Below are 20,077 nucleotides of genomic sequence, written 5' to 3'. Positions count from 1 at the left end.
GTAGACATTTGCGGCGTTAGACGAATAGTCCCGCCCCGATAAGACCGGCGAACGACGCTAAGGAGTAAGTTTTGTTACCGGACCGTGACAATGTTAAGGAAACAATAACGGGTCACATTTTGGGGCCTGAAAACCGCTCGTTTCTGCGGGTTTGCGGGCTGTTGCTGCAATGCAACAACCGAAAATAATAATATCCGGGCGGTTCCTCAACCTGTGCAAAAGCCGGGCTTCAGGCGAGGTTGATCTCGCGCAGGCGCTGCAGCAGGAACTCGTGGCTGGAAATCGGCGGAGAAGCTTCGCCTGCCGATTCGTTGTCGATGCATCCCGGCAGTGTTTCGATGATGTAATCCGGCCGGAAATGCAGGAAAAACGGCATCGAATAGCGTGCCCGGTGCGCAGCTTCGCCTTTCGGATTGACCACGCGGTGGGTGGTCGAACGCAGTTTCCCGTTGGTCAGCCGGTCCAGCATGTCCCCGATATTCACCGCCAGCGCGCCTTCTGGCGGGGAGACGGCGAGCCATTTGCCCTGCTTGGTCAGCAGTTCCAGGCCCGCTTCCTCTGCTCCCAGCAGCAAGGTGATCGTGTTGATGTCGCCATGCGCGGCCGCGCGGATCGCGCCTTCCGCCTCACTGGCGGCAAGCGGCGGATAATGCAGCAAGCGCATTACTGAATTTCCATCCGCCACGGTGGCGGCGAAGAAATCCTCCGCCAGCCCCAGATGCAGCGCGATCGCGCGAAGGACGGTATCGCCCGCCTTGTCGAAAGCGGCGTAGAGTTCCTCGAACGTCTCACGGAAGCCCGGCACTTCTGACGGCCAGATGTTGGGCGCCATATATTCCGCCAACGGATGGTCCGCGGGCAGATCGCGCCCGACGTGCCAGAATTCCTTCAAATCGTGGACTTTCGCGTCCTTCGCCTTTTCGGTTCCGAAGGGTGTGTAGCCGCGCGCACCACCGCCGCCCTCGATCTTGTAGGCACGCTTCACATCGTCCGGCAGTGCGAAGAACTGCTTCGACAATTCTTCCGCGCGGGCAATCAGGTCCGGCGAAATTCCGTGGTCGCGCACGACCCCGAAACCGAACTCCGCAAAGCTGCGGCCCAGTTCGTCGGCGATGTCCGGCAGCGGACGGGCAAGGGAAACGGAAGCGATGGAATCGGAGGTAATATCGGTCATCGTATGTCTCGGTTAGAGAATGAACAGGCCGGCGAGCGCCGCGCTCATCAGATTGGCCAGCGATCCCGCAGCCAGCGCCCTGAGGCCAAGCCTGGCGATCACCGGCCGCTGGTTCGGCGCGAGTCCGCCGGTTACGGCCATCTGGATAGCAATCGAACTGAAGTTCGCAAAGCCGCATAATGCAAAGGTCACGATCGCGCGGCTGCGGTCGCTGAGGACTTCAGGACCAAGCTGGCCCAGTTCGATAAAGGCGACGAATTCGTTGAGCACGATCTTGGTGCCGAACAACCCGCCCGCGGTGCCCGCTTCACTCCACGGCACGCCGATCAGGAACATGAACGGGGCGAACACCCAGCCGAGGATTTGCTGGAAGGACAGCTCGGGATATCCTAGCAGTCCGCCCGCGGAACCAAGGAGACCGTTGGCGAGCGCCACCAGCGCCACGAACGCCAGCACCATCGCGCCGACCGCCACCGCCAGCTTGACGCCGGTCTGCGCGCCCTGCGCCGCGGCCTCGATGATATTGGCCGGTTTGGTGCCTTCTTCGAACGTCTCGGCGACTTCTACTTCATGCGCCCGACCGCCTTCGGTCAGGGCCGCGGGGCCTTCGGCACTGATCCGCGCTTCCGGCAAGGCGATCTTGCCTTCGGCCACCGGCGGTTCCTCGTCTTCATCGGGCATGATGATCTTGGCCATCAGGATGCCGCCCGGCGCGGACATGAACGCGGCCGCCAGCAGATAGGGAAGATACTCCGGTCCCAGTAGGCCGGCATAGGCGGCCAGGATCGTGCCCGCGACGCCCGCCATACCGACGGTCATCAGAGTGAACAGCCGCGCCGGGGTCAAGGCCGCAAGATAGGGGCGCACCACCAGCGGGCTTTCCGACTGGCCGACGAAGATATTCGCTGCCGCACCCAGCGCCTCGACCTTGCTGATCCCGGTGATCCAGCCGATTGCGCCGCCAACCCAGCGGACCACGCGCTGCATGATGCCGAGGTGGTACAGGATCGAGACCAGCGACGCGAAGAACACGATTACCGGGAGTGCGCCGAGCGCAAAAGTGTTGGCGAGCGGATTGTCCGCCCCGAACAGGAAAGCGGTGCCTTCATTGGCGTAGGACAGCAGCGCCGACACCCCGTCCGCCATGGTGCGGATCACGCGGCGCCCGGTGTATGTCCCGAGCACCAGGAACGCCATCAGCAATTGCAGTGCAAAGGCCGCGCCGACAATCCGCAACTTGATCCGCTTTTTGCCGACCGACAGCAGAAAGGCGAGGAACAGGATTGCAGCTACGCCGATCAGGCTGTTCAGGAAAAGGGGCATGGGCGCTTTCGGGAAACAATAAAGAAGCGCTGCTATTCGCCTTTTGCAGCGCTGGCGTCAAATGGACTTATCAGCAGCGATCCACAGCGGAGCGCTTCCCTTTTGAGAGTTGTGACAATATGCCCTGCGCGATGAACGACACATCCACCGCGCCCGCAGCGGCAAAAGTTTCCGCCATTCCCCGTTCGCTGTTCGTATTTGCGCTGATTTACGGCGGGATGACGGTGATCGCAGGCGTGCTTGGCTTCAAGCAGGTGGCCTTGGGTCCCCTGGCCGTCGAGGCAGGAATTTTCGCCTTCCTGATGCTGGTGGTCCTGTCGAGCACGGTGGCGCAATTGCATGGGCAGGCGATTGCCAACCGGATGGTGTTCTGGGGTTTTCTGCCGCTGGCCCTGTCTGCAATGCTGGTGCTGCTGGTGCTGATTTTGCCGCCATCGGCGAATATGCCGCCGGAAAACATTGCCGCCTTTGAACGGGTGCTGTCGCAAACCCCGCGGATCATGGCGGCAGGACCGGTTGCCTACGGCGTTTCGCTGTTGCTCAACGTATGGATATTCGAGCGACTGCGCGGAACGAAGGAGAGCGGCGGAAATCTCGGGATCATGGTGCGCGGCGCGATTGCTTCGGCACTGAGCCAGGCCATCGACACGCTGATTTTCGTGACACTGGCGTTCTACGGCGAATTTCCCATCGGCTCACTGATTGCCGGGCAGATGCTCGCCAAGGTGGTGCTGAGTTTCGTGCTGGTGCCGTTCCTGATCACCCTGTTCGTCACCTGGGCCAGGACTCTGGACCGCAAGCCGCTCTAGCCCTCCATGATGCTCGGTCGGCCGCGGAATATCCGCAGGTCGGTGACGCTTTGCAGCCACATTCCCGCCAGCATCGCGGCGGCGAACAGCCACGTCTGCCACGCGCCCAGCGCCAGCCCGGCCAACGCCGGTCCGGGGCAATAGCCGACCAGCCCCCAACCCACTCCGAAGATCGCGCCGCCGATCAGCAATTGCCTGTCGACCACACGGTTTTCCGGAATATGGAAGGTCTTGTGGAGCAACGGCTGCCGCATCCGTCGGGCGATCGCATAGGCAATGGCGGACGGGATCAAGGCCCCGCCCATGACGAACGCCAGGGTGGGGTCCCACGCCCCGAACAGATCGAGAAAGGCGATGACCCGCGCGGGATTGGTCATGTCGGACAGGGTGAGCCCCGCCCCGAAGATCACGCCCGTCAGCAAGGCAGCTAGCAGATTTCGCATCGCATCAGGCTCCGATCACGTGGCGCATCACGCCGACCAGCAGGAAGCCCGCGGCCATGAATGTGGCCGTAGCGGCGATCGAGCGGGGGGACAGGCGGGCCATCCCGCAGACCCCGTGACCGCTGGTGCAGCCATTGCCCAGCCGGGTCCCGAAGCCGACCAGAAGGCCGCCGGCCAGAATCACGGGGATCGAGGATGTGACGATCACCTCGGGCGCGCGGACCAATCCTGCGATAAGCAGCGCGCCGATCGGCAGCCCCAATACGAAAGCCAGCGCATCCGAGCGTTTCGGGCCGCTATCGGCAATCCCCACCCCGCGCGCGAGCATTCCGCTGACCCCGGCGATCCGCCCGGACAGCAGCAGCAGGAGCGCCGCAGCAGAACCGATCAGCGCGCCTCCGGCCAGGGCGACAAATGGATCAAGCGGCGCCATTGGAATTCCTCTCAAAATATCCGGCAAGTCGAGATAGCGGGGTGCTGGCTCCTTTGGGCGGGGCCATTCACCAGCTCCGGACAAAAAATGCTGTGCGGAAAATAGAGCCGCGCCGGTCAGCCGCGTCCCGTCTCAGCCCATGGTCGGGATGATGAACGCATTCTCGTTCGATCCATCGGCGGTTCCATCCGGCCAGCGCTGGGTCACCGTCTTGACCTTGGTCCAGAATTTCAGCCCTTCGGTGCCGTATTGGTTGGTGTCGCCGAAGGCGCTGCGTTTCCACCCGCCGAAACTGTGATAGGCGACCGGTACCGGGATCGGCACGTTGATCCCGACCATCCCGACATTCACGCGGGACGCAAATTCCCGCGCCGCATGGCCGTTGCGGGTGAAGATCGCCACGCCGTTGCCATATTGGTGCTCGCTGGGCAGGCGCACGGCTTCCTCGAAATCCTTCGCGCGGACGATCTGCAGGACAGGGCCGAAAATCTCTTCCTTGTAGCTTTCCATGCCGGTCGTGACGTGGTCGATCAGCGTGGGGCCGATGAAGAAGCCCTTCTCGTGACCCTGCAGGCTGAAGCCGCGGCCATCGACCACGATTTCGCCGCCTTCGCTTTCCGCCGTGTCGATCCACTGTTCGACCCGCGCGCGGTGTTCCGGAGTCACCACCGGGCCGTAATGCGCGTCGGGATGGTTGGAAACGCCGATGCGCAAGGCATGGATTGCCGGGATCAGCTTTTCGCGCAAGGCATCCGCGGTGTCCTCGCCCACCGGCACCACCACCGGCAGCGCCATGCAGCGTTCGCCCGCCGAGCCGAAAGCCGCGCCCGCAAGATCGTTCACCACCTGGTCGAGATCGGCATCGGGCATCACGATGCCGTGGTTCTTGGCCCCGCCCATCGCCTGCACGCGCTTGCCCGCCGCGACGCCGCGCCGGTAGACATAATGCGCGATGTCGGAGGACCCGACGAAGCTGACTGCGGCGATATCGGGATGATCGAGGATCGCGTCGACCATTTCCTTGTCGCCATGCACCACTTGCAGCAGCCCCTCGGGCGCGCCGGCTTCGCGGAACAGTTCGGCCAGCCGGACAGGGACCGAGGGATCGCGTTCGGACGGCTTGAGGATGAAGGCGTTGCCGGCGGCTATCGCCATGCCGAACATCCACATCGGGATCATCGCGGGGAAGTTGAACGGGGTGATCCCCGCCCCGATGCCGAGCGGCTGGCGCATCGAATAGACGTCGATGCCGGGGCCGGCGCCCTGCGTGTACTCGCCCTTCAGCACCTGCGGAATGCCGCAGGCGTATTCGATCACTTCCAGCCCGCGCTGGATATCGCCCTTGGCGTCGTCGATCACCTTGCCATGTTCCGACGACAGGAGTTCGGCCATCTCCTGCATGTTCGCTTCGATAAGCTCCTTGAACCGGAACATCACGCGGGCGCGTTTCTGCGGATTGGTCGCAGCCCATTCGCGCTGGACCTTCTTGGCTGCTTCCACCGCACGATCGAGCAGGGCTGCATCGCCAAGTGGCACCTCGGCCTGGACTTCGCCTGTCGAAGGGTTCCACACCTGGTGCGTTCGGCCGGTCCCGGAAGAGCCAGCGCCGCCGGCGATGAAATGATCGATCTGTCGCATGATGAAGTCCTCGTTTTGATCCTGAATAGGCCGATCCGGCGCATGCGGTCCAGCATTGGTCCGAACAATTTGCGAAAAAAGCTCGATGCCTCTGGATGCTATTCGCCAATGCCTATGCGTGCTGCCGCCCTAACCGGCGGGACCGCTCCGGGGCAAGTGCGCTCGTGATGTCACTGCCCGCATTTGGTCAATGTTGGCCCGGATCGAAGGTTCCTAAGGCGCCGTGCGGGCTGCGGCGACCATGTTCGGTTCGCCGCCCTGGCGGGTCCACAGCGCGATGTCCGCGCCGTCTCGTCTGCCGCAGATGTGAAGTTGTATGCTGTCGATAGCCGGTTTCTGCCCGCGGAATTCGAAACTCGTCACCGGACGGGCCAGGTGGGCAGTCGCCAGCCGCAGCATCAGTATCGCCTGCAGCGGGCCTTGGACTACCAGCCCGGGATAGAACTCCTCCTCCACCGCATACTGCCGGTCGTAATGGATGCGGTGCCCGTTCATGGTCAGTGCCGAAAAGCGGAACAGCAATACCGGATCGGGATCGACGATCACCGTCCAGTCGGCATCCGGCGCGGCAGGAAGGCCCGCAGCCGGGGCAGGCGACGATTGGGGGCCGCCTGCAGAACCGCGATAGACCAGGTCCTGCTCTTCGCTGACCGCCAGTGTGCCGCCCTCATGGATCTCGTGCCGCACGGTGACGAACAGCAGCGGGCCGGTCCTGCCGGTCTTCTGACGGACCGACATGACAGTCGATGTTCTGGTCACCGCAGCACCGAGCAGCAGCGGCGCGCGGAACAATATCCGTCCCCCGGCCCACATCCGGCGCGGCAGGGCAGCTGGCGGCGGGAAAATGCCCGTGGCAGGATGTCCGTCCCTCCCCAGTGCGCCGGGCGGCTGGACATCCCAGAAATGCAGCCAGTGACCGAGCAGCGGCAGCGTATCCCCCGCGACCATTTGGCCGGGCCCGCCGAGTGCGCGCTCAAGTGCATTGCTTCGCGCCGGTTCCAGCGTGTCGGCGACCGTTACGCTGCGGCCAATGCAGTCCCTGAATTCGTCCATCGTTCTGCCCGTGCTGATTGCGCGTCGGGATACTGCGGCATTGTCCCAATTACCAGCTCTGGAGACCTGACAGCAGCGCTTGGTGTTGAAGACAGTAGCAGGCGCACCGTGCGACGCATTTCGGAACTATCCCCCTGACGTTCCGTGATCGCCTCGCACGCCCGGCAGGTTCTGTTCAATCAGCGCCAGCGCTCCCAGCAGCCCTGCATCATTCTGAAGTTTGGGGCTGACGACAATTTCACCAGGGTCGCCGACGAAGTAGCCGCCCGACGCCGCGATTGCTTCCCGCCGGACCCGGTCCAGCAGTCCAGGAGTCTCTAAGACCCCTCCCCCAAGGATGATCCGGGAGGGCTCCAGAACAGCCTGAAACGTTGAAATCGCGCGGGCCAGGTACCAGGCGATGATCTCGTGCCCCTCATGATCCGGAGCAAGCTCCGAAAGCGACGCGCCCCACCGCGCAGTGATGGCCGGGCCGCTCGCCAGCCCCTCCAGGCAATCGCCGTGAAACGGGCAGATTCCGCCGAAGTCATGATCTGCCGGGTGTCGGGGGAGGCGCAAATGCCCCATTTCCGGATGCGACAGACCGCCCAGTAGCCGGCCGCCTACCACGGCCCCTCCGCCGATGCCGGTTCCCACGGTCAGATACAGGCTTGATTGGGCGCCTTGCCCCGCGCCCCAACGCCATTCGGCAAGCGCCGCTCCATTGACGTCGGTATCCAGTGCCACCGGACAGCCAAGCGCCTTTCCGAAGGCTCCGGCAACGTCGGTCATGCTCCAGTGCTGCTTGGTGGTACGGGTAATGTACCCCCAGGTTGGCGAGTCCGGATCAAGATCAAGCGGGCCAAAGCAGGCAATGCCGGTCGCAGCGATCGGGCCATGACCCAGCAACCAATCGGTAACTCTCGAAATTGTTTCTTCCGGGAACGTCGTTTCAATTCTCGTGCGAAAGCGGATCTGCCGATCGAAACCGCCGATACCGACGACGAATTTCGTCCCTCCGGCCTCTATGAGCGCCAAATTATCCTTCATTGCCACACTCCGCCTGGTCGCCCATTTCGATTATCGACGCGCCGCTTGAGGCTGTCTCCACCAGAATTTCCGGCTTTCGGCCCTGAGGCGTTCGATATGTTTCACGGACTTGTTCAGCAACTGTTTCGCACATTTCCTCAGGTATCATAGCCACGACTGCGCCGCCAAAGCCCCCGCCGGTCATCCTGGCACCACCGCTCGAACCGATCAGACCAACCAGCTTTCGATGCGTGACAGCATGAACGTTGTCTTCTCCGATAAACTCTGTGAGCTTGCGGATGTAGGGTCGCCATTGCGCTATTGTCTTGGGATGCCTGCCTGAAACACCGGCATACCGATCATAAAGCTCAAGCAGGCTCTCAATTCGACCCGTCTTAAGCTCCCTGAGCAACTCCGCATCTCCTTCCAGCTCCTCCAACTTTCGCCGCGCTCGAACTCGCGCCGCACGAAAATTGCGATCCTCTCGGAAAGCGGGGTCGTTATCTGCTCTCGCCTCTTCCTCAGAATTAACTCGGTAGAAAAACTCAGCAGCTGTGAGACCTTCCCTCTCTGTCTCGTCAACCTGAGCTTGTGAGGCAGCGGGCCTAGACCGCGTTTGCCCGTCTTGGGCGGTTCCTTGACGGCTTGGTGACCCCAGAGGGTCGCTCCTAGCCTCTAAGATCAATCTGTCTGTTTCAATTTCATAAGGCCGCATGAGAGGCTTCGCCATTCCCCGATCTGTCACACCGAGGCTGTACTTCCATTCACGGCGGACACCGCCCGTCTCGGTCTTGAAGTGGCCGATGAGGTCCTTAGGAATCGGACGTCGAAAATAAGACTTCGAGCCGGTTCGATTAAGGTAGGTGCACATGGTTGTCTCCTGTTACTATTGTAACAGTCAGCCGTAAAAAAACCGTTGTGTTTCAGTGTTTTCTTTAACTTTCAATCGCTTGAAAGTAGTTGGTGCCAGAAGAGGCATCACATTCGGTCTCATTTTTTACCTTTTTTCAGATGTTTAGGTAATTCGGTTTGTGCGAAGAGCCCGCAAAAGGCCCGCAAATGCCGTCTAATGCATTGGTTCGATGCCTTTTTGGGGACTCTAGAATGCATTTTTGCGCCCGGGAAACCAGCCAAGATTGATGTCCGCTAAGCGCCCTCCTTTCCGCCATTCAACGGGCTGTGCTCTCTCTCCGAGAGCCGTCGTTCGTTAGGCTCACTTTTAATGTTCGGAATTCGCTCCAGCGTCTCTTCTCCCAGCCCGATAGTCTGGGAGAGGAGGATCTGATGTCATTCCCCTGACCTCGACATCTTCGATTTTCTCTCTGACAGGCCCGAGGTCGCGACTGAGTCCGCGAAAGACCGCTTCCCCTTCGATCAGAGAATTTTCGATCGCCGGAATGCCGCTCTTTGCCTGGGAAAGCTTATTCTCAGCGTTCTGTACCCCTTCGCGGAATTGGCGAAGACGTCTTCGCGCGCTGGTGGAAGCGCTTCCGTCGGAAATTCGGCGATCTGCGTCTCGAAGATCATTTCCCCATCCACCGACCCGTTGCCGCAAGTCCGACAGTCTTCCTTTTGTTGAGGCCAAATCTTCGTCCCATCCTTCCGCGTCCGATGCCAGATCGGCCGTCGTGACTCGAAGCCGGGCAAGATCCGAGGTGATCGCCCGCTGCTTTTCTGGTTCCAGTCCTTCGTTCAAAGCGCGGACACTGTTTGCCACGCTCTCGACGGTAGCGGTCGCATTCCCCCCAAAAAGTCCGGTTCCGTCCGAGGCCGGGATGATCTTCCTTCCTGAATTGTCGGCGTATATGCCTTGACGGCCCCTTCGACCCTCGAGCACCAGCGCGGCCTCGCCGGTTATCAGGTTGGTACTGATTGTCGCTTCAAGGCCGTCAACTTTCGCTGCATCAGGATCGAGAGTCAGCACAACGAGAACGTTTCCCGGTCCATTTTCCGCCAGGCGGACCGATGTTACCCGACCCACAGGAACACCCGACAATGTTACGGTCGACCCCGGCTGAAGGCCTTCCACGGAGCGATCAAACCTGACGAGATATGTTTCCTGATTGGGCGTGGGATCGAGAAGCCACACCGCAAAAGCGATGGTGGCAAGCATCAGAATGCCAACGACCCACCCCACTAAGGAAAAGTTTGCGTTAGTTTCCATCTTGCACGCAAACAGGGATTTTTCCGTCCGGCAGAGGTGCCGAAACATTGAAAGTTCGCGCCCCGCGTGCTCCTAGGGTGTCCGCCACAGTACCTGACCGAGGTTGGCCTTGTGGCGCAATCATTAGGGTCACAGTTTTACAGGGTGAGTTTCGACCAGGAAACGCTGTACTGCGTCGCCGAACGCATCGTTCTCGTCGCCCGCGACCATATGCGACGCACCAGCGATATCGCTGAATTTTGCATGGGGAACCAGTTTCCGGAATTCAGCGGCGCCTTCGGGAGAAACAAGGTCGCTAGATCCACCGCGCACGAGATGGACCGGGAGCGACAGCGCCGACGCAGCCTGAACAAGCTCGGTCGACCCGGCGGAAACGTCGTCGGTAATGGTGCGTCGGCGCGTAACGTTCTCGACGAATGCCGGATCCCAGTGCCAATAATACCGCCCGTCCCGTGCCTTTCGAAGGTAACTCTTCAATCCCGAGGAACTTTGCCGTCTCTCGCGGTGCGGCAGATATGCTGCGATTGAAGCGGAAGCGTGCTCGGGCGATTCGAACCCTTCTCGGGCGTGCTGCGCCATGAAGCCGAGGACCCGCGCGACCCCGTTCGCTTCCATTTGCGGCGTAATGTCTACGAGGGTTAGCGAGGCGAACGTGCCGGGCGCGATCGTGCCCTCGGCCACAAGGCCCGCCAATCCTCCCAGCGACGCACCGATCAGCGCCGGATTGCGCTCGAAACTCTGCGCAACTGCAACGAGATCCCGGCCGAAATCGTGCACATCATAAGCGCCGGTCGGGGACCATGGACTTTCGCCATGCCCTCTGAGATCGAGGGCAATCGCTCGGTATCCGGCCCGGCCCAGGCGAGTGCCGACCTTTCTCCAGGCACGCCGTGTCTGTCCGCCTCCATGAGCCAGAAGCACAGGGAAACCGTCAGCCGGTCCGAATGTACTTGCGACAAGCGTCAGGCCGTCGGCACCAGGAAGCAACAGGCGATCCTCGTTCACGAGCGCGGCCTCCGGGCAAGAAAAAAGAATGTCAGCGCCGCCAAGGCACAGCCAATGGCTGCAATTATCGATAGGTCTGCCAGGATAGCTGCCGATACGATGAGCGCTGCCGCAATCAGGTCGCTGGAACGCATGGGCGCCGCACCTGACGGCCTTTCCAGTCGCGCAAGATCCTGAGGATCCAACCGGATCGGCAGCTGTCCGCGGCGAGCGATCGACGCCAGGTTCTCGACGATCTCCGGGGTGCCGAGAAGCGCGCGTATCAGCGTCGATGCTGTCCGCCGGGCATTTCCGCGCAGGTTTGCCAGGCTGGCGCGCTCCATCAGCAGTTGTTTGCCGATCGGAGCAAGTTCGGACGTTATGTCGAAGCGCGGGTCAAGACGGCGTACGAACCCCTCGGCGGTGAGCAGCGTGCGCAGCATCAAGGCGAGGTCGCCGGGTAGGGCCAGTTGGTAAGTCCGCAGAAGATCGAATACATCGGCGAAAATGCCAGACAGGTCGATCTGGTCGAGAAGCGTGTTGCGAAACTTGCCGACCAATTGATTAAGCGATGCCTTCAGCGCCTCACGATCGACCGCCGGATTGCCTGCCCACTGAAGGAGAACATCGACCAGATCGTCGATATCTTCTCCGGCGATCGCCAGTGACAGGCGCACCAGTTCGTCCCGCCGCTCTGGCAGCAGAGTGCCTACCGCGCCAAAGTCGATGAACACCAAGGTCCCGTCGGGGCGGATCAGCACATTGCCCGGATGCGGATCGGCGTGGAAGCGACCGTTGAAGATTATCATGCTCAGCACCGCGCGTGAATAGCCGCGCGCGACGGACGTAAAATCCACGCCGGCGTCCCTCAGTGTGGCCAAGTCGGTCGCCGGGATCGCGTCGACCCGCTCCTGGACATTGAGACTGCGCCCGCTCACCTCGTTGTCGAAGTGGGCTGTCTCGATCCCGAACCGTGCAAGATAGCTGCCGATCTCCGCACTCGCGCGTGCTTCAGCGCCCAGATCCATCTCACGATCGAGGCTTTCGGCGAAGAACCGCAACAGCTCATCGGGCCTCTGTCTTTCGACAAGGGGACTGGCGCGTTGTGCCAATCGGGCAATGCGCCGCAGTAAACGCATGTCGGCATCCACGACACTTTCGATTCCCGGTCGCCGGATCTTGACGATGACCGGTACGCCGTCGCTCCGTATTCCTGCGTGCACCTGCGCTATAGAGCCCGCCGCGATCGGCTCCCGATCCAGCTCACGAAAATACTGGCCGGAGTCTTCCCCGAGAGCATGGGTGAGCGGAGCCTCGACACGCTCGAACGGTACACCCGGAACGCGATCGTGCAGCTGCGATAGCGCTGCCGTCCAATCCGGCCCCAAGAGATCGCTTCGCATCGCGAGGATCTGGCCAAGCTTGGTTGCGACTGGTCCCAGTTCGCGCAGTGCCTCGACCAGGGCTTCCGGGCGCGTCGGATGTGCATTGGTTTGAGATCGGCCGGATCCCAACGCGGACACGATGCCGCCCAGCCCGTGACGGCCGAGAATTGCTATGACCTGCGCAAGCCGCTTCCGGTCACTCATGCGCGAAGGCGGCATGTCTGCCATCAGAGAGCATCCCGCCGTACGTTTTCGCTGACCATCTCCAAAAGCGAATGCAAAGTACTCTTCTGTTGCGGCGTCATTCCGCTCCATATTCGCAGGTGGGTCGCGTCTGCGGCCCGTCTGAGGTCAGGGAGTATTTCCTCAACCCGTCTCGTCAGGCCGAGACTCCAAGACCGCCCGTCCGCCGGGTCACGGCGGCGCTCGATAAAGCCTTTCTGGGTCAAGGCGGTGACCGCCAAGCCAATGGTGGCGGATTCGAGTTCGAGGCGCCTGGCGATGTCGGTCTGGTTCAGGGCAGGATCTTTGATGAGCTGCGCCAGCACACGCCACTGCGTACGATTGAGGCCAAGCGGCTGTGCCCGGTCATCGAATGCCTTGCGCGCGGCGCGACTGATCTCGTCCATCATGAAGATCGCTCGATCATCGTCGGTGATGACATTGTCGAGTGCGAGAGTGTCCTCGTCTTCCGTCATGAGTGGGTCCTATCGATCAGGAAAAAATAGTAAAGGACTTTCGTATTTTATTTTGACCGCTATATCGCTCGTGCAACGGGCCAAACGATGGCGAGGAGCGAAATTACCATGGCGGACGAGACAGCAGGCGATAGCGATCAAGGCGAACGTCCGAAGGGGTTGTCCAGTCCGCGGGTCCGGCTTGGTCTGCTGATCGCCGTCATTCTGGTCCTGCTCGCCGGGGGCTACTGGTATTACAATCATCAGACGTACGGCCGATTCCAGCAGTCCACCGACAACGCTTATATCGCCGCCGACAGCGTCATCATCTCCCCCAAAATTGCCGGCTATGTCGAGCGCGTACTGGTGACCGAGAATCAAACGGTTGCGTCGGGCGATGCACTTGTGCAGCTGGACGTGCGGGATTATCGCGCCCAGACCAGCCAGGTCGAAGCCCAGATCGCGGCGTCGCTCGCCGGAGCTGATACGGTTCGCGCACAACAGCGAGAGCAGGATGCGGCTATCGAGCAGGCCCGTGCCCAACTTGCCGCGGCATCTGCGCAGGCCGGTCTGGCTGCGGAGCAGGTTGCGCGTTATCGCCCCCTTGCCGCTTCCGGAGCGGAGCCGCGCGAAAGGCTCGACCAGCTGCAGGCCCAGGCCAGAGAAGCGCAAGCCCAGGTCGCGGCGGCGCGCGCCGCGCTCACGGCTGCACAGCGGCGGCAAGGCACGCTGGGCGAACAGATAGACCAGGCCAATTCGCAAGCCAACGCAGCTCGTGCGCAGCTTGAGGCGGCCCGCCTGAACCTGTCGTCGACCACGCTCAGGGCGAGCATTTCCGGGCGGGTGGGTGACCTCACGGTCCGGCCCGGACAATTTGTCCAGCCCGGCCAGCGCCTGATGAGCGTGGTTCCCACCGACCGTCTTTATGTGACGGCGAATTTTAAGGAAACGCAGCTCGGCCTCGTCCGCCCCGGGCAACCCGTCACCCTGGAAATCGACGCGCTGCCCGATCTCGAGTTATCGGGGAGAGTGGAAAGCATCGCCCCCGGGACCGGGGCGGAATTCTCGATCCTGCCTCCGCAAAACGCGACGGGCAATTTCACCAAGATCGTTCAGCGCGTCCCGGTCCGCATATCCATTCAGGCTTCTTCCGAAGTCCTGCGTCTGCTGGTGCCGGGCATGTCCGTTGTCGCCAGCGTTGATACCCGCGGCGCCAGAGACGAACTCGATTCGATCCGCAACGCGGCCAGAGACTGACCGATGGCAGGTGCCTCTGCTGCGGTTGCTCCGCCGGTCGAGAAGGCCGATGCCACGGCCTGGATCGCCGTAGCCGCCGGTGCACTCGGCGCGATGCTGGCAACGCTCGACATCTCGATCGTCAATTCCGCGCTGCCGACGATACAGGGAGAAATCGGCGCGACCGGAACCGAGGGCACGTGGATTGCGACAGCTTTCCTTGTAGCCGAAATCATCATCATCCCTCTGAGTGCATGGCTGGAAAGACTGCTCGGCCTTCGAACTCTGCTCATCGTCGCCGTTTCCGCCTTTACGGCCTTTTCGGTGTTGTGCGGCATTGCCACCGATTTGACGACCATGATCATCGGCCGCACCGGTCAAGGATTCATGGGAGGCGCGCTGATTCCCACCGCCATGACCATCGTGGCGAAGCGGCTGCCTCCATCGCAGCAACCCATCGGAATGGCGCTGTTCGGGATGACGGTGGTCCTTGGTCCGGTCATGGGGCCGCTCGTCGGGGGCTGGCTTACGGAGAACCTGAGCTGGCACTACGCTTTCTTCGTCAACGTGCCCGTCTGCGCCTTGCTCCTGGCTCTGCTCTTCATCGGGCTGCCCCACGAAAAACCTGACTGGGTCTACCTGCGCGAGGCGGATTGGGCAGGCATCGTGGGTATGATCCTTGGCCTTGGCGGGCTGACCGTCGTTCTGGAAGAAGGTCACCGTGAGGAATGGTTCGAATCCACACTGATCGTGCAGCTCACGTTGATGACGATCGTCGGCTTCGCGCTTCTGACTTACGGACAGCTGTATGCACGCAAGCCAGTGCTCAAATTGCGCCTGATGCTCAGCAGGCAGTTTGCCAGCGTCGTGGTCATGGCGCTGGCACTCGGCATGGTCATGTATGGCTCGACCTACGTGATCCCGCAATTTCTTGCGATAATCTCCGACTACAATGCCTTGCAGACTGGGTTCGTAATCTTCTGGATGGGTGTTCCGGCCTTCCTGCTGATGCCTGTGCTGCCCTTCATGATACGAAGGATTCACATCCGGATTGCGGTCGGCGTGGGCATGTTCATCATGGCGCTAAGCTGCTTCGTCAGCATCAATCTGACAGCGGCATCGGGAGGTGGAGTGTTCACCGAAAGCCAATTCCTGCGAGGCATCGGCATGATCCTCACGATGATGTTCCTCAATCAGGCGACGGTAGCTTCGGTTGCCAAGGAGGATGCCGGCGATGCTTCCGGGATTTTCAACGCTGCGCGAAACCTCGGCGGTTCGTTCGCGCTCGCGGGGCTTGCCTCGTTCCAGGATCAGCGCCTGTGGCATCATAGTCGGCGCATGGAAGAAACCCTCAACGCCAACAGCCCCCGGCTACAGGAATACCTGGACGGCATGACGGCGTCGCTGGGCAGCCCACAGGCCGCGCTGGAGATGCTTTCCGGCATCATTCAGCGCGATGCGTTCGTAATGACCTACAACGATGTGTTTTTCGCCATGGGCGCGATTACCCTGGCCACGGTGCCGCTGGTACTGTTCCTCAAGCCTCTCCCGAAGAACGTATCCCTTTCGATGCACTGAGAACTCTATGCGCAAGACCCTAACTCTCCTCGCTCCCATGGCGCTCCTCACGGGTTGCATGTCCGGTCCCGACTATGCCGGTCCCCCGCAACTTGCGACCGCCGCAAGCGACGCGTTCGCACGGGCCGGCCCCGAAATCGATCCGTCAGCGCCGATTGCCGGCGACTGGTGGACGCTGCTCGGCGATCCGGTCCTCAATGATCTGGAAGCACGCGCGCTGGCCGGCAATCCGGGCGTGGCCGCGGCGCGCGCTCGCATCGAACAGGCAAGGGCTTCTGTCCGCCAGGAGCGCGCCAACCGGCTGCCCGCCGTGGCTGCGCAGGCGACTGCGATCCAGGCGAAGATTCCAGGTCTGGATATCGGCAGCGGCCCGCCCGCGGGATCGCCCGGCGCTCCTGCAGACACCGAAGAGCAGGACAGCCTCAGCGTTTACAACGTCGGGCTCAATGCAAACTGGGAGATCGATTTCGCAGGGGGGCAGGCACGGCGTGTCGAGATGGTCAACGCTCAGGCTGCGGCCTCGGTGGCGAACGCCGAGGATTCGAAAGTTCAGCTCGCCGCTGAAGTCGCGCGGGCTTATGTGAGCCTGCGGGAAGCGCAGGGGCGGCTCGAGCTCGTCCAGCGCGAGCGTGAGTTGCAGCAGCAAACTCTCGGATTGACCTATCAGCGCTATACGCAGGGCGCTCTCGCGCTATTCCCGGTCGGCAACGCGAACGCCGAGCTCGAATTGCTCAACTCGCAGATCGCGGAAGCGCAAGCGGACATCGATGTGTTCAAGGACACGCTCGCGGTGCTTACGGGCGAAGCGCCCGGAGCACTCGACGGGCTCCTGACGGCTCAGGCCGAAATTCCGCTTCCCCCCGAACGGGTCGCGGTGGGTGATCCCGCCGCGCTGATAGCGCGGCGGCCGGATGTTCGTGCCGCGGAACGAACGCTCGCGGCGGCGAATGCGCGCATCGGAGTGGCGGAGGCCGCTCGCTTCCCCAAGCTTTCATTCATGGGCATACTCGGTTTGGGCGGATCGCAGCCGGATGACATCTTTGATCTCGGCAATCTGTCAGCGATCGCCTTGCCGAGGCTACAGTGGAACCTGCTTGATTTCGGCCGCACGGCAGCATCGATCGATCAGGCCGAGAGTGCGCGCGACGAGGCCGAAGCACGCTATGTTGAAGTGGTCCTCGGCGCACTGCGCGATGCCGAACAATCGCTTGCCCGGTTCGGGCAGCAACGAGCCAACGTAGCCGCGCTGGCGCAAATCAGTCGACAGGCCGACACGGCTGCGGAGCTTAACGAGCAACGCCGCGCAGCGGGGGTAATCTCGCAGGGCGAGCTCAACACTTCGATCCGCCAGCGCGAACAGGCCAGAGCAAATCTCGATCGGGCGATCGCCGCCATGACAAATGGCTGGATCGCGATCCAGAAGTCCTTGGGACTGGGATGGGCCAATTTGCCTGCAGGCCAGACCACGGTGGTTGAGTCGGCCACAGTCGATCGAGATAGGGCTGGGCGATCGAACTCAAATTGAGTTCGTCGGTTTGCTTTGGTAGATCTCGGGCGCGCGGTTTCCAAGCCTAGCTGCGGCGAATAGTTATGCTGGTGGTGATGGCGCATTCATCCGATCGTAACGACTGCTATCTGTCTACCTCTTGAGTTGGCTCTCGACCCAAGCAATTATGTCTTCCTCCCCCCATGCGACCGCATAGCCACCCAACTGCACCGGCTTTGGAAACTTACCCTCGCTCATCCAGCGATAGATCGTCGAACGGCCGAGGCCGACACGGTGCTGTACTTCGGGCAGACGAATGAGACGGGTGACCCGGCGGGTTTCGGTCGCTCCCTTGTCGATCTCCTCACCCACGATGGCCTCCTTCGACACCGGCAAAGACATCGCCAAGCAGCGCATCCTTGCGTTCGAGCTCATCGATGTGATCGGAAAGCAGGCGGGCGACACGATGCGCGGTGCCCTTGGCCCAACGCGGCTTCACGTCGTGGACCTGGTTACCCAGGACACGCTCGAGAGCCGAGGGCAGCTCACCGGAAAAGTCCTCGAAGAATTGCGCGAGGTCAGATTGCAGCCACGCGATTGCGTGATCGCCGCTACTGACCAGAAACAGGAGCAAGTGCGCGTGCGGCGCGACGCCGCTTGCGGCGAGAATGCGCAAGGTTTCGCCGAGGCTGGCCGAGCGTTCGCCGGCAAGGACGCGGCGCAGGGCATCCTTATGGATCTGCGCGTCACGCGCGATATCGCAGCGGGCACGGCCGCTGGCTTCGACAGCGGCCAGAAGAAGCCGGGCGAGGTCCGCGCGAACCTGTTGTTCGGCAAAGAGCGCCATGTTGGTCATCGACGAATCCTTATCTCTAGAAGTGAACGACTCACCGGCTAACCGCTAAGGAAGCCTGTAGGAAAACGAAAAGAACATTAAGAGAACATAGAGGAAGGAACGAATCACCTTCCTTCGACGATTCGCGCGAATTCCGGCCGCCGGCGCGCGTATCGAGGCTCGCTTCGCGCAGAAGCCGGCACAGTCGGCGCTGCTCCGCGATCAGCCTGCGCGGATCCCGTCCATCACACCTTCCGATGTCGCATTTCGCTTGGTCGGTAGCCCCAAAATCCAATTCCCGATTTCCTACAGCCCGGCTCCGGGGAGAGGAAAGAACATACAGCGAACGCATCGCTGGCTGATGTTCAATCCCTCGGAGTTTCCATCCATGACCACCAAGACTGCCCTTCCGGCCCAGCAGCGCACGCCCAATCGGGCCCGTGGCCGCGACTACATTCTTCCTGCCTGCGTGGCGCTGGCCTGCGCCGGTGCCGCCTTCGCCGGCGCCGACACCACCTTTGATCCCGCGCTCACCAAGTTCACCGACTTCCTCGAAGGCTCGGGCGGCAAGATCATCACCGTGCTCAGCCTTGCAGGCGGTCTGATCGGTCTCGCCTCCGGACGCTTCTCGCTCGGCCAGGTCGCCGTGCCGGTCGGCGTCGGGATCGGTGTCGGCACCGGCGTTCCGATCGTCACCTCGGTCGTGACCGCGGTCATCTGATCAGCGGATCCGGTCACGACAGGAGGGCGGCATCATGGCTGACAGGTACCTCGTTCCACGGCGGCTCGACGACCCGGAGCTCATCGGCTTCTGGACCATCGACGAGTTTGCAGGGATTCTCATTCCCTTCGCCTGGGGCATCCTCTCGCAGCATATCTTTATCGGTATCGGCCTGGCCGCCGGGGCCTGGCTTGCCTTGCGGAAGGCAAAGGCACGCGGCGCCGGTTCGGCACTGGTGCATGCTGCGTACTGGTACCTGCCCGGGAGCTTTCTCGGGCTGAAAGCCACGCCGCCCTCCCACTGCCGCCTGTTGGCGGGCTGAGGGAGGCGACCCATGCGAGCAGAAATCGCGCACGAACAGGCGCAGACTTACCTGCGGCAACGCAACCGCTTTGCCGTGCTGGCAGGTGTCCTAGGCCTGACCACGCTGGTCAGCCTTGGCGCCGCGGTCACCCGCGACGAGAGGCTCGTGCTGGTGCCGATCACCGCCGAGCGGATCACCGTCTCGAGCGGCGGGATCGACGCGCCCTATCTCGAGCTCGTTACTCGCGACACGGCACTGATGCTCCTCAACCGGGCCCCCGAAAGCCTCGACTACTGGATGGCGAACATTCTGAAGCTCGCCGATCCCGCCGCGCACGGCCGCCTCAAGGCCGAGCTCGTCCAAATCGTCGAGGAACAGCGCGGCTCGGACATCAGCCAGGCCTTCGTGATCGCCGAAATGCATGTCGACCCCAAGGCCCTGACCTCGACCGTCACCGGCACGCTCAAGACCTTTGTCGGCGCGCAGGTGATCGCGAGCCAGCGCCGTTCCTTCCGTTTCCGCTGGTCGAAGCGTGGTCTCAGCCTCGCGCTCGCCGGCTTCGAACAACTTCCCACCGACAAGGAGGAACCCGGCCAATGAGCCTTCTCCCATCTCCCCTCGCTGCTGCGCTTGCCGTAACCGGCCTTGCTTGTTTCGCGATCGGCGCGACAAGGCGCCCCGATCCCGGGTTCAAGCTGACCGGCCTCGCCATACTCGCCTTCGCGCTCGCGCCGGTGCCGGCGCAAGCCGATCAGTTCGTCGAAGCCGCTGACAATGCGACCATCGACTGCGAGCTCGCTCGCGGCGAACTCACCCGGATCGCGCT

22 protein-coding genes are annotated in these 20,077 nt (G+C 62.0%); 8 read left to right on the top strand and 14 right to left on the bottom strand.

The window, feature by feature from the left end; all coding sequences use genetic code 11:
* Window positions 1-229: 229 nt before the first annotated feature.
* The gene (locus U0988_RS05445; protein WP_322291614.1) at window positions 230-1,174 is read right to left on the bottom strand and encodes an isopenicillin N synthase family dioxygenase; all 945 of its coding nucleotides are present in this window, start codon (window positions 1,172-1,174) and stop codon (window positions 230-232) included.
* A 12-nt stretch (window positions 1,175-1,186) separates the two neighbouring features.
* The gene (locus tag U0988_RS05440; protein ID WP_322291613.1) at window positions 1,187-2,497 is read right to left on the bottom strand and encodes a NupC/NupG family nucleoside CNT transporter; all 1,311 of its coding nucleotides are present in this window, start codon (window positions 2,495-2,497) and stop codon (window positions 1,187-1,189) included.
* A 131-nt stretch (window positions 2,498-2,628) separates the two neighbouring features.
* On the opposite strand from U0988_RS05440, the gene U0988_RS05435 reads away from it, so the two are divergent.
* Window positions 2,629-3,306: a queuosine precursor transporter gene (locus tag U0988_RS05435; RefSeq protein ID WP_322291612.1), complete on the top strand. Its 678-nt coding sequence runs from the start codon at window positions 2,629-2,631 to the stop codon at window positions 3,304-3,306.
* Here U0988_RS05435 and U0988_RS05430 read toward each other — a convergent pair.
* The 10 genes from U0988_RS05430 to U0988_RS05385 form a co-directional block, all read right to left on the bottom strand.
* On the bottom strand, window positions 3,303-3,749 hold the full coding sequence (locus tag U0988_RS05430; RefSeq protein WP_322291611.1) for a YeeE/YedE family protein: 447 nt from the start codon (window positions 3,747-3,749) through the stop codon (window positions 3,303-3,305). The genes U0988_RS05435 and U0988_RS05430 overlap by 4 nt on opposite strands.
* A 4-nt stretch (window positions 3,750-3,753) precedes the next feature.
* Window positions 3,754-4,182, bottom strand: coding sequence for a YeeE/YedE family protein (locus U0988_RS05425; protein ID WP_322291610.1), 429 nt, complete (start codon window positions 4,180-4,182; stop codon window positions 3,754-3,756).
* Between the two features lie 132 nt (window positions 4,183-4,314).
* Window positions 4,315-5,820 carry a CoA-acylating methylmalonate-semialdehyde dehydrogenase gene (locus tag U0988_RS05420; RefSeq protein WP_322291609.1) on the bottom strand — a complete coding sequence of 502 codons (1,506 nt, stop codon included), beginning with the start codon at window positions 5,818-5,820 and terminating at the stop codon, window positions 4,315-4,317.
* Window positions 5,821-6,033: 213 nt separating this feature from the next.
* A complete protein-coding gene (locus U0988_RS05415) occupies window positions 6,034-6,873 on the bottom strand; it encodes an FAS1-like dehydratase domain-containing protein (protein ID WP_322291608.1) in 840 nt (279 codons plus the stop codon).
* Window positions 6,874-6,999: 126 nt separating this feature from the next.
* Window positions 7,000-7,902 (bottom strand): ROK family protein, encoded by a 903-nt coding sequence (locus U0988_RS05410; RefSeq protein ID WP_322291607.1) that lies wholly within the window; start codon window positions 7,900-7,902, stop codon window positions 7,000-7,002.
* The gene (locus tag U0988_RS05405) at window positions 7,892-8,752 is read right to left on the bottom strand and encodes a DUF6538 domain-containing protein (protein ID WP_322291606.1); all 861 of its coding nucleotides are present in this window, start codon (window positions 8,750-8,752) and stop codon (window positions 7,892-7,894) included. Before U0988_RS05405 ends, U0988_RS05410 begins: the two co-directional genes overlap by 11 nt.
* Window positions 8,753-9,100: 348 nt before the next feature.
* Window positions 9,101-10,045, bottom strand: coding sequence for an MlaD family protein (locus U0988_RS05400; RefSeq protein ID WP_322291605.1), 945 nt, complete (start codon window positions 10,043-10,045; stop codon window positions 9,101-9,103).
* Between the two features lie 129 nt (window positions 10,046-10,174).
* Window positions 10,175-11,050: an alpha/beta fold hydrolase gene (locus U0988_RS05395; RefSeq protein ID WP_187335529.1), complete on the bottom strand. Its 876-nt coding sequence runs from the start codon at window positions 11,048-11,050 to the stop codon at window positions 10,175-10,177.
* Window positions 11,047-12,642: an ABC1 kinase family protein gene (locus U0988_RS05390; protein WP_187337189.1), complete on the bottom strand. Its 1,596-nt coding sequence runs from the start codon at window positions 12,640-12,642 to the stop codon at window positions 11,047-11,049. The genes U0988_RS05395 and U0988_RS05390 overlap by 4 nt, the downstream gene beginning before the upstream one ends.
* Entirely contained in the window at window positions 12,642-13,112 is a 471-nt protein-coding gene (locus tag U0988_RS05385) for a MarR family winged helix-turn-helix transcriptional regulator (RefSeq protein WP_215227341.1), read from the bottom strand. The genes U0988_RS05390 and U0988_RS05385 overlap by 1 nt, the downstream gene beginning before the upstream one ends.
* 87 nt (window positions 13,113-13,199) lie before the next feature.
* On the opposite strand from U0988_RS05385, the gene U0988_RS05380 reads away from it, so the two are divergent.
* The 3 genes from U0988_RS05380 to U0988_RS05370 are packed head-to-tail and all read left to right on the top strand — an operon-like array spanning window position 13,200 to window position 17,430.
* The gene (locus U0988_RS05380; RefSeq protein ID WP_187335527.1) at window positions 13,200-14,348 is read left to right on the top strand and encodes an HlyD family secretion protein; all 1,149 of its coding nucleotides are present in this window, start codon (window positions 13,200-13,202) and stop codon (window positions 14,346-14,348) included.
* Window positions 14,349-14,351: 3 nt separating this feature from the next.
* Window positions 14,352-15,905, top strand: coding sequence for a DHA2 family efflux MFS transporter permease subunit (locus U0988_RS05375; protein ID WP_215227340.1), 1,554 nt, complete (start codon window positions 14,352-14,354; stop codon window positions 15,903-15,905).
* Window positions 15,906-15,942: 37 nt separating this feature from the next.
* Window positions 15,943-17,430 carry an efflux transporter outer membrane subunit gene (locus U0988_RS05370; RefSeq protein ID WP_322291633.1) on the top strand — a complete coding sequence of 496 codons (1,488 nt, stop codon included), beginning with the start codon at window positions 15,943-15,945 and terminating at the stop codon, window positions 17,428-17,430.
* Between the two features lie 114 nt (window positions 17,431-17,544).
* Here the strand turns inward: U0988_RS05370 and U0988_RS05365 are convergent, their stop codons facing one another.
* Both U0988_RS05365 and U0988_RS05360 read right to left on the bottom strand, forming a co-directional pair.
* Window positions 17,545-17,763: a helix-turn-helix transcriptional regulator gene (locus U0988_RS05365; RefSeq protein ID WP_259963214.1), complete on the bottom strand. Its 219-nt coding sequence runs from the start codon at window positions 17,761-17,763 to the stop codon at window positions 17,545-17,547.
* On the bottom strand, window positions 17,756-18,247 hold the full coding sequence (locus U0988_RS05360) for a hypothetical protein (RefSeq protein WP_215227339.1): 492 nt from the start codon (window positions 18,245-18,247) through the stop codon (window positions 17,756-17,758). Before U0988_RS05360 ends, U0988_RS05365 begins: the two co-directional genes overlap by 8 nt.
* A 367-nt stretch (window positions 18,248-18,614) precedes the next feature.
* On the opposite strand from U0988_RS05360, the gene U0988_RS05355 reads away from it, so the two are divergent.
* The 4 genes from U0988_RS05355 to U0988_RS05340 form a co-directional block, all read left to right on the top strand.
* Window positions 18,615-18,947 (top strand): hypothetical protein, encoded by a 333-nt coding sequence (locus U0988_RS05355; RefSeq protein WP_187335525.1) that lies wholly within the window; start codon window positions 18,615-18,617, stop codon window positions 18,945-18,947.
* Between the two features lie 34 nt (window positions 18,948-18,981).
* Entirely contained in the window at window positions 18,982-19,269 is a 288-nt protein-coding gene (gene traL / locus U0988_RS05350; RefSeq protein WP_006834208.1) for a type IV conjugative transfer system protein TraL, read from the top strand.
* Window positions 19,270-19,281: 12 nt separating this feature from the next.
* On the top strand, window positions 19,282-19,851 hold the full coding sequence (locus tag U0988_RS05345) for a type IV conjugative transfer system protein TraE (protein ID WP_322291604.1): 570 nt from the start codon (window positions 19,282-19,284) through the stop codon (window positions 19,849-19,851).
* Window positions 19,848-20,077 (top strand): TraK domain-containing protein (locus U0988_RS05340; protein ID WP_416172367.1); only part of this gene is annotated, 230 nt, incomplete at its 3' end. The genes U0988_RS05345 and U0988_RS05340, both read left to right, overlap by 4 nt.

The sequence above is a fragment of the Allopontixanthobacter sp. genome (genome assembly GCF_034376665.1).
Taxonomy (GTDB): Bacteria; Pseudomonadota; Alphaproteobacteria; order Sphingomonadales; family Sphingomonadaceae; genus Allopontixanthobacter.
The sequence above is the reverse complement of the archived record's forward strand: the minus strand, read 5'-3'. Positions and strand labels throughout refer to the sequence as shown.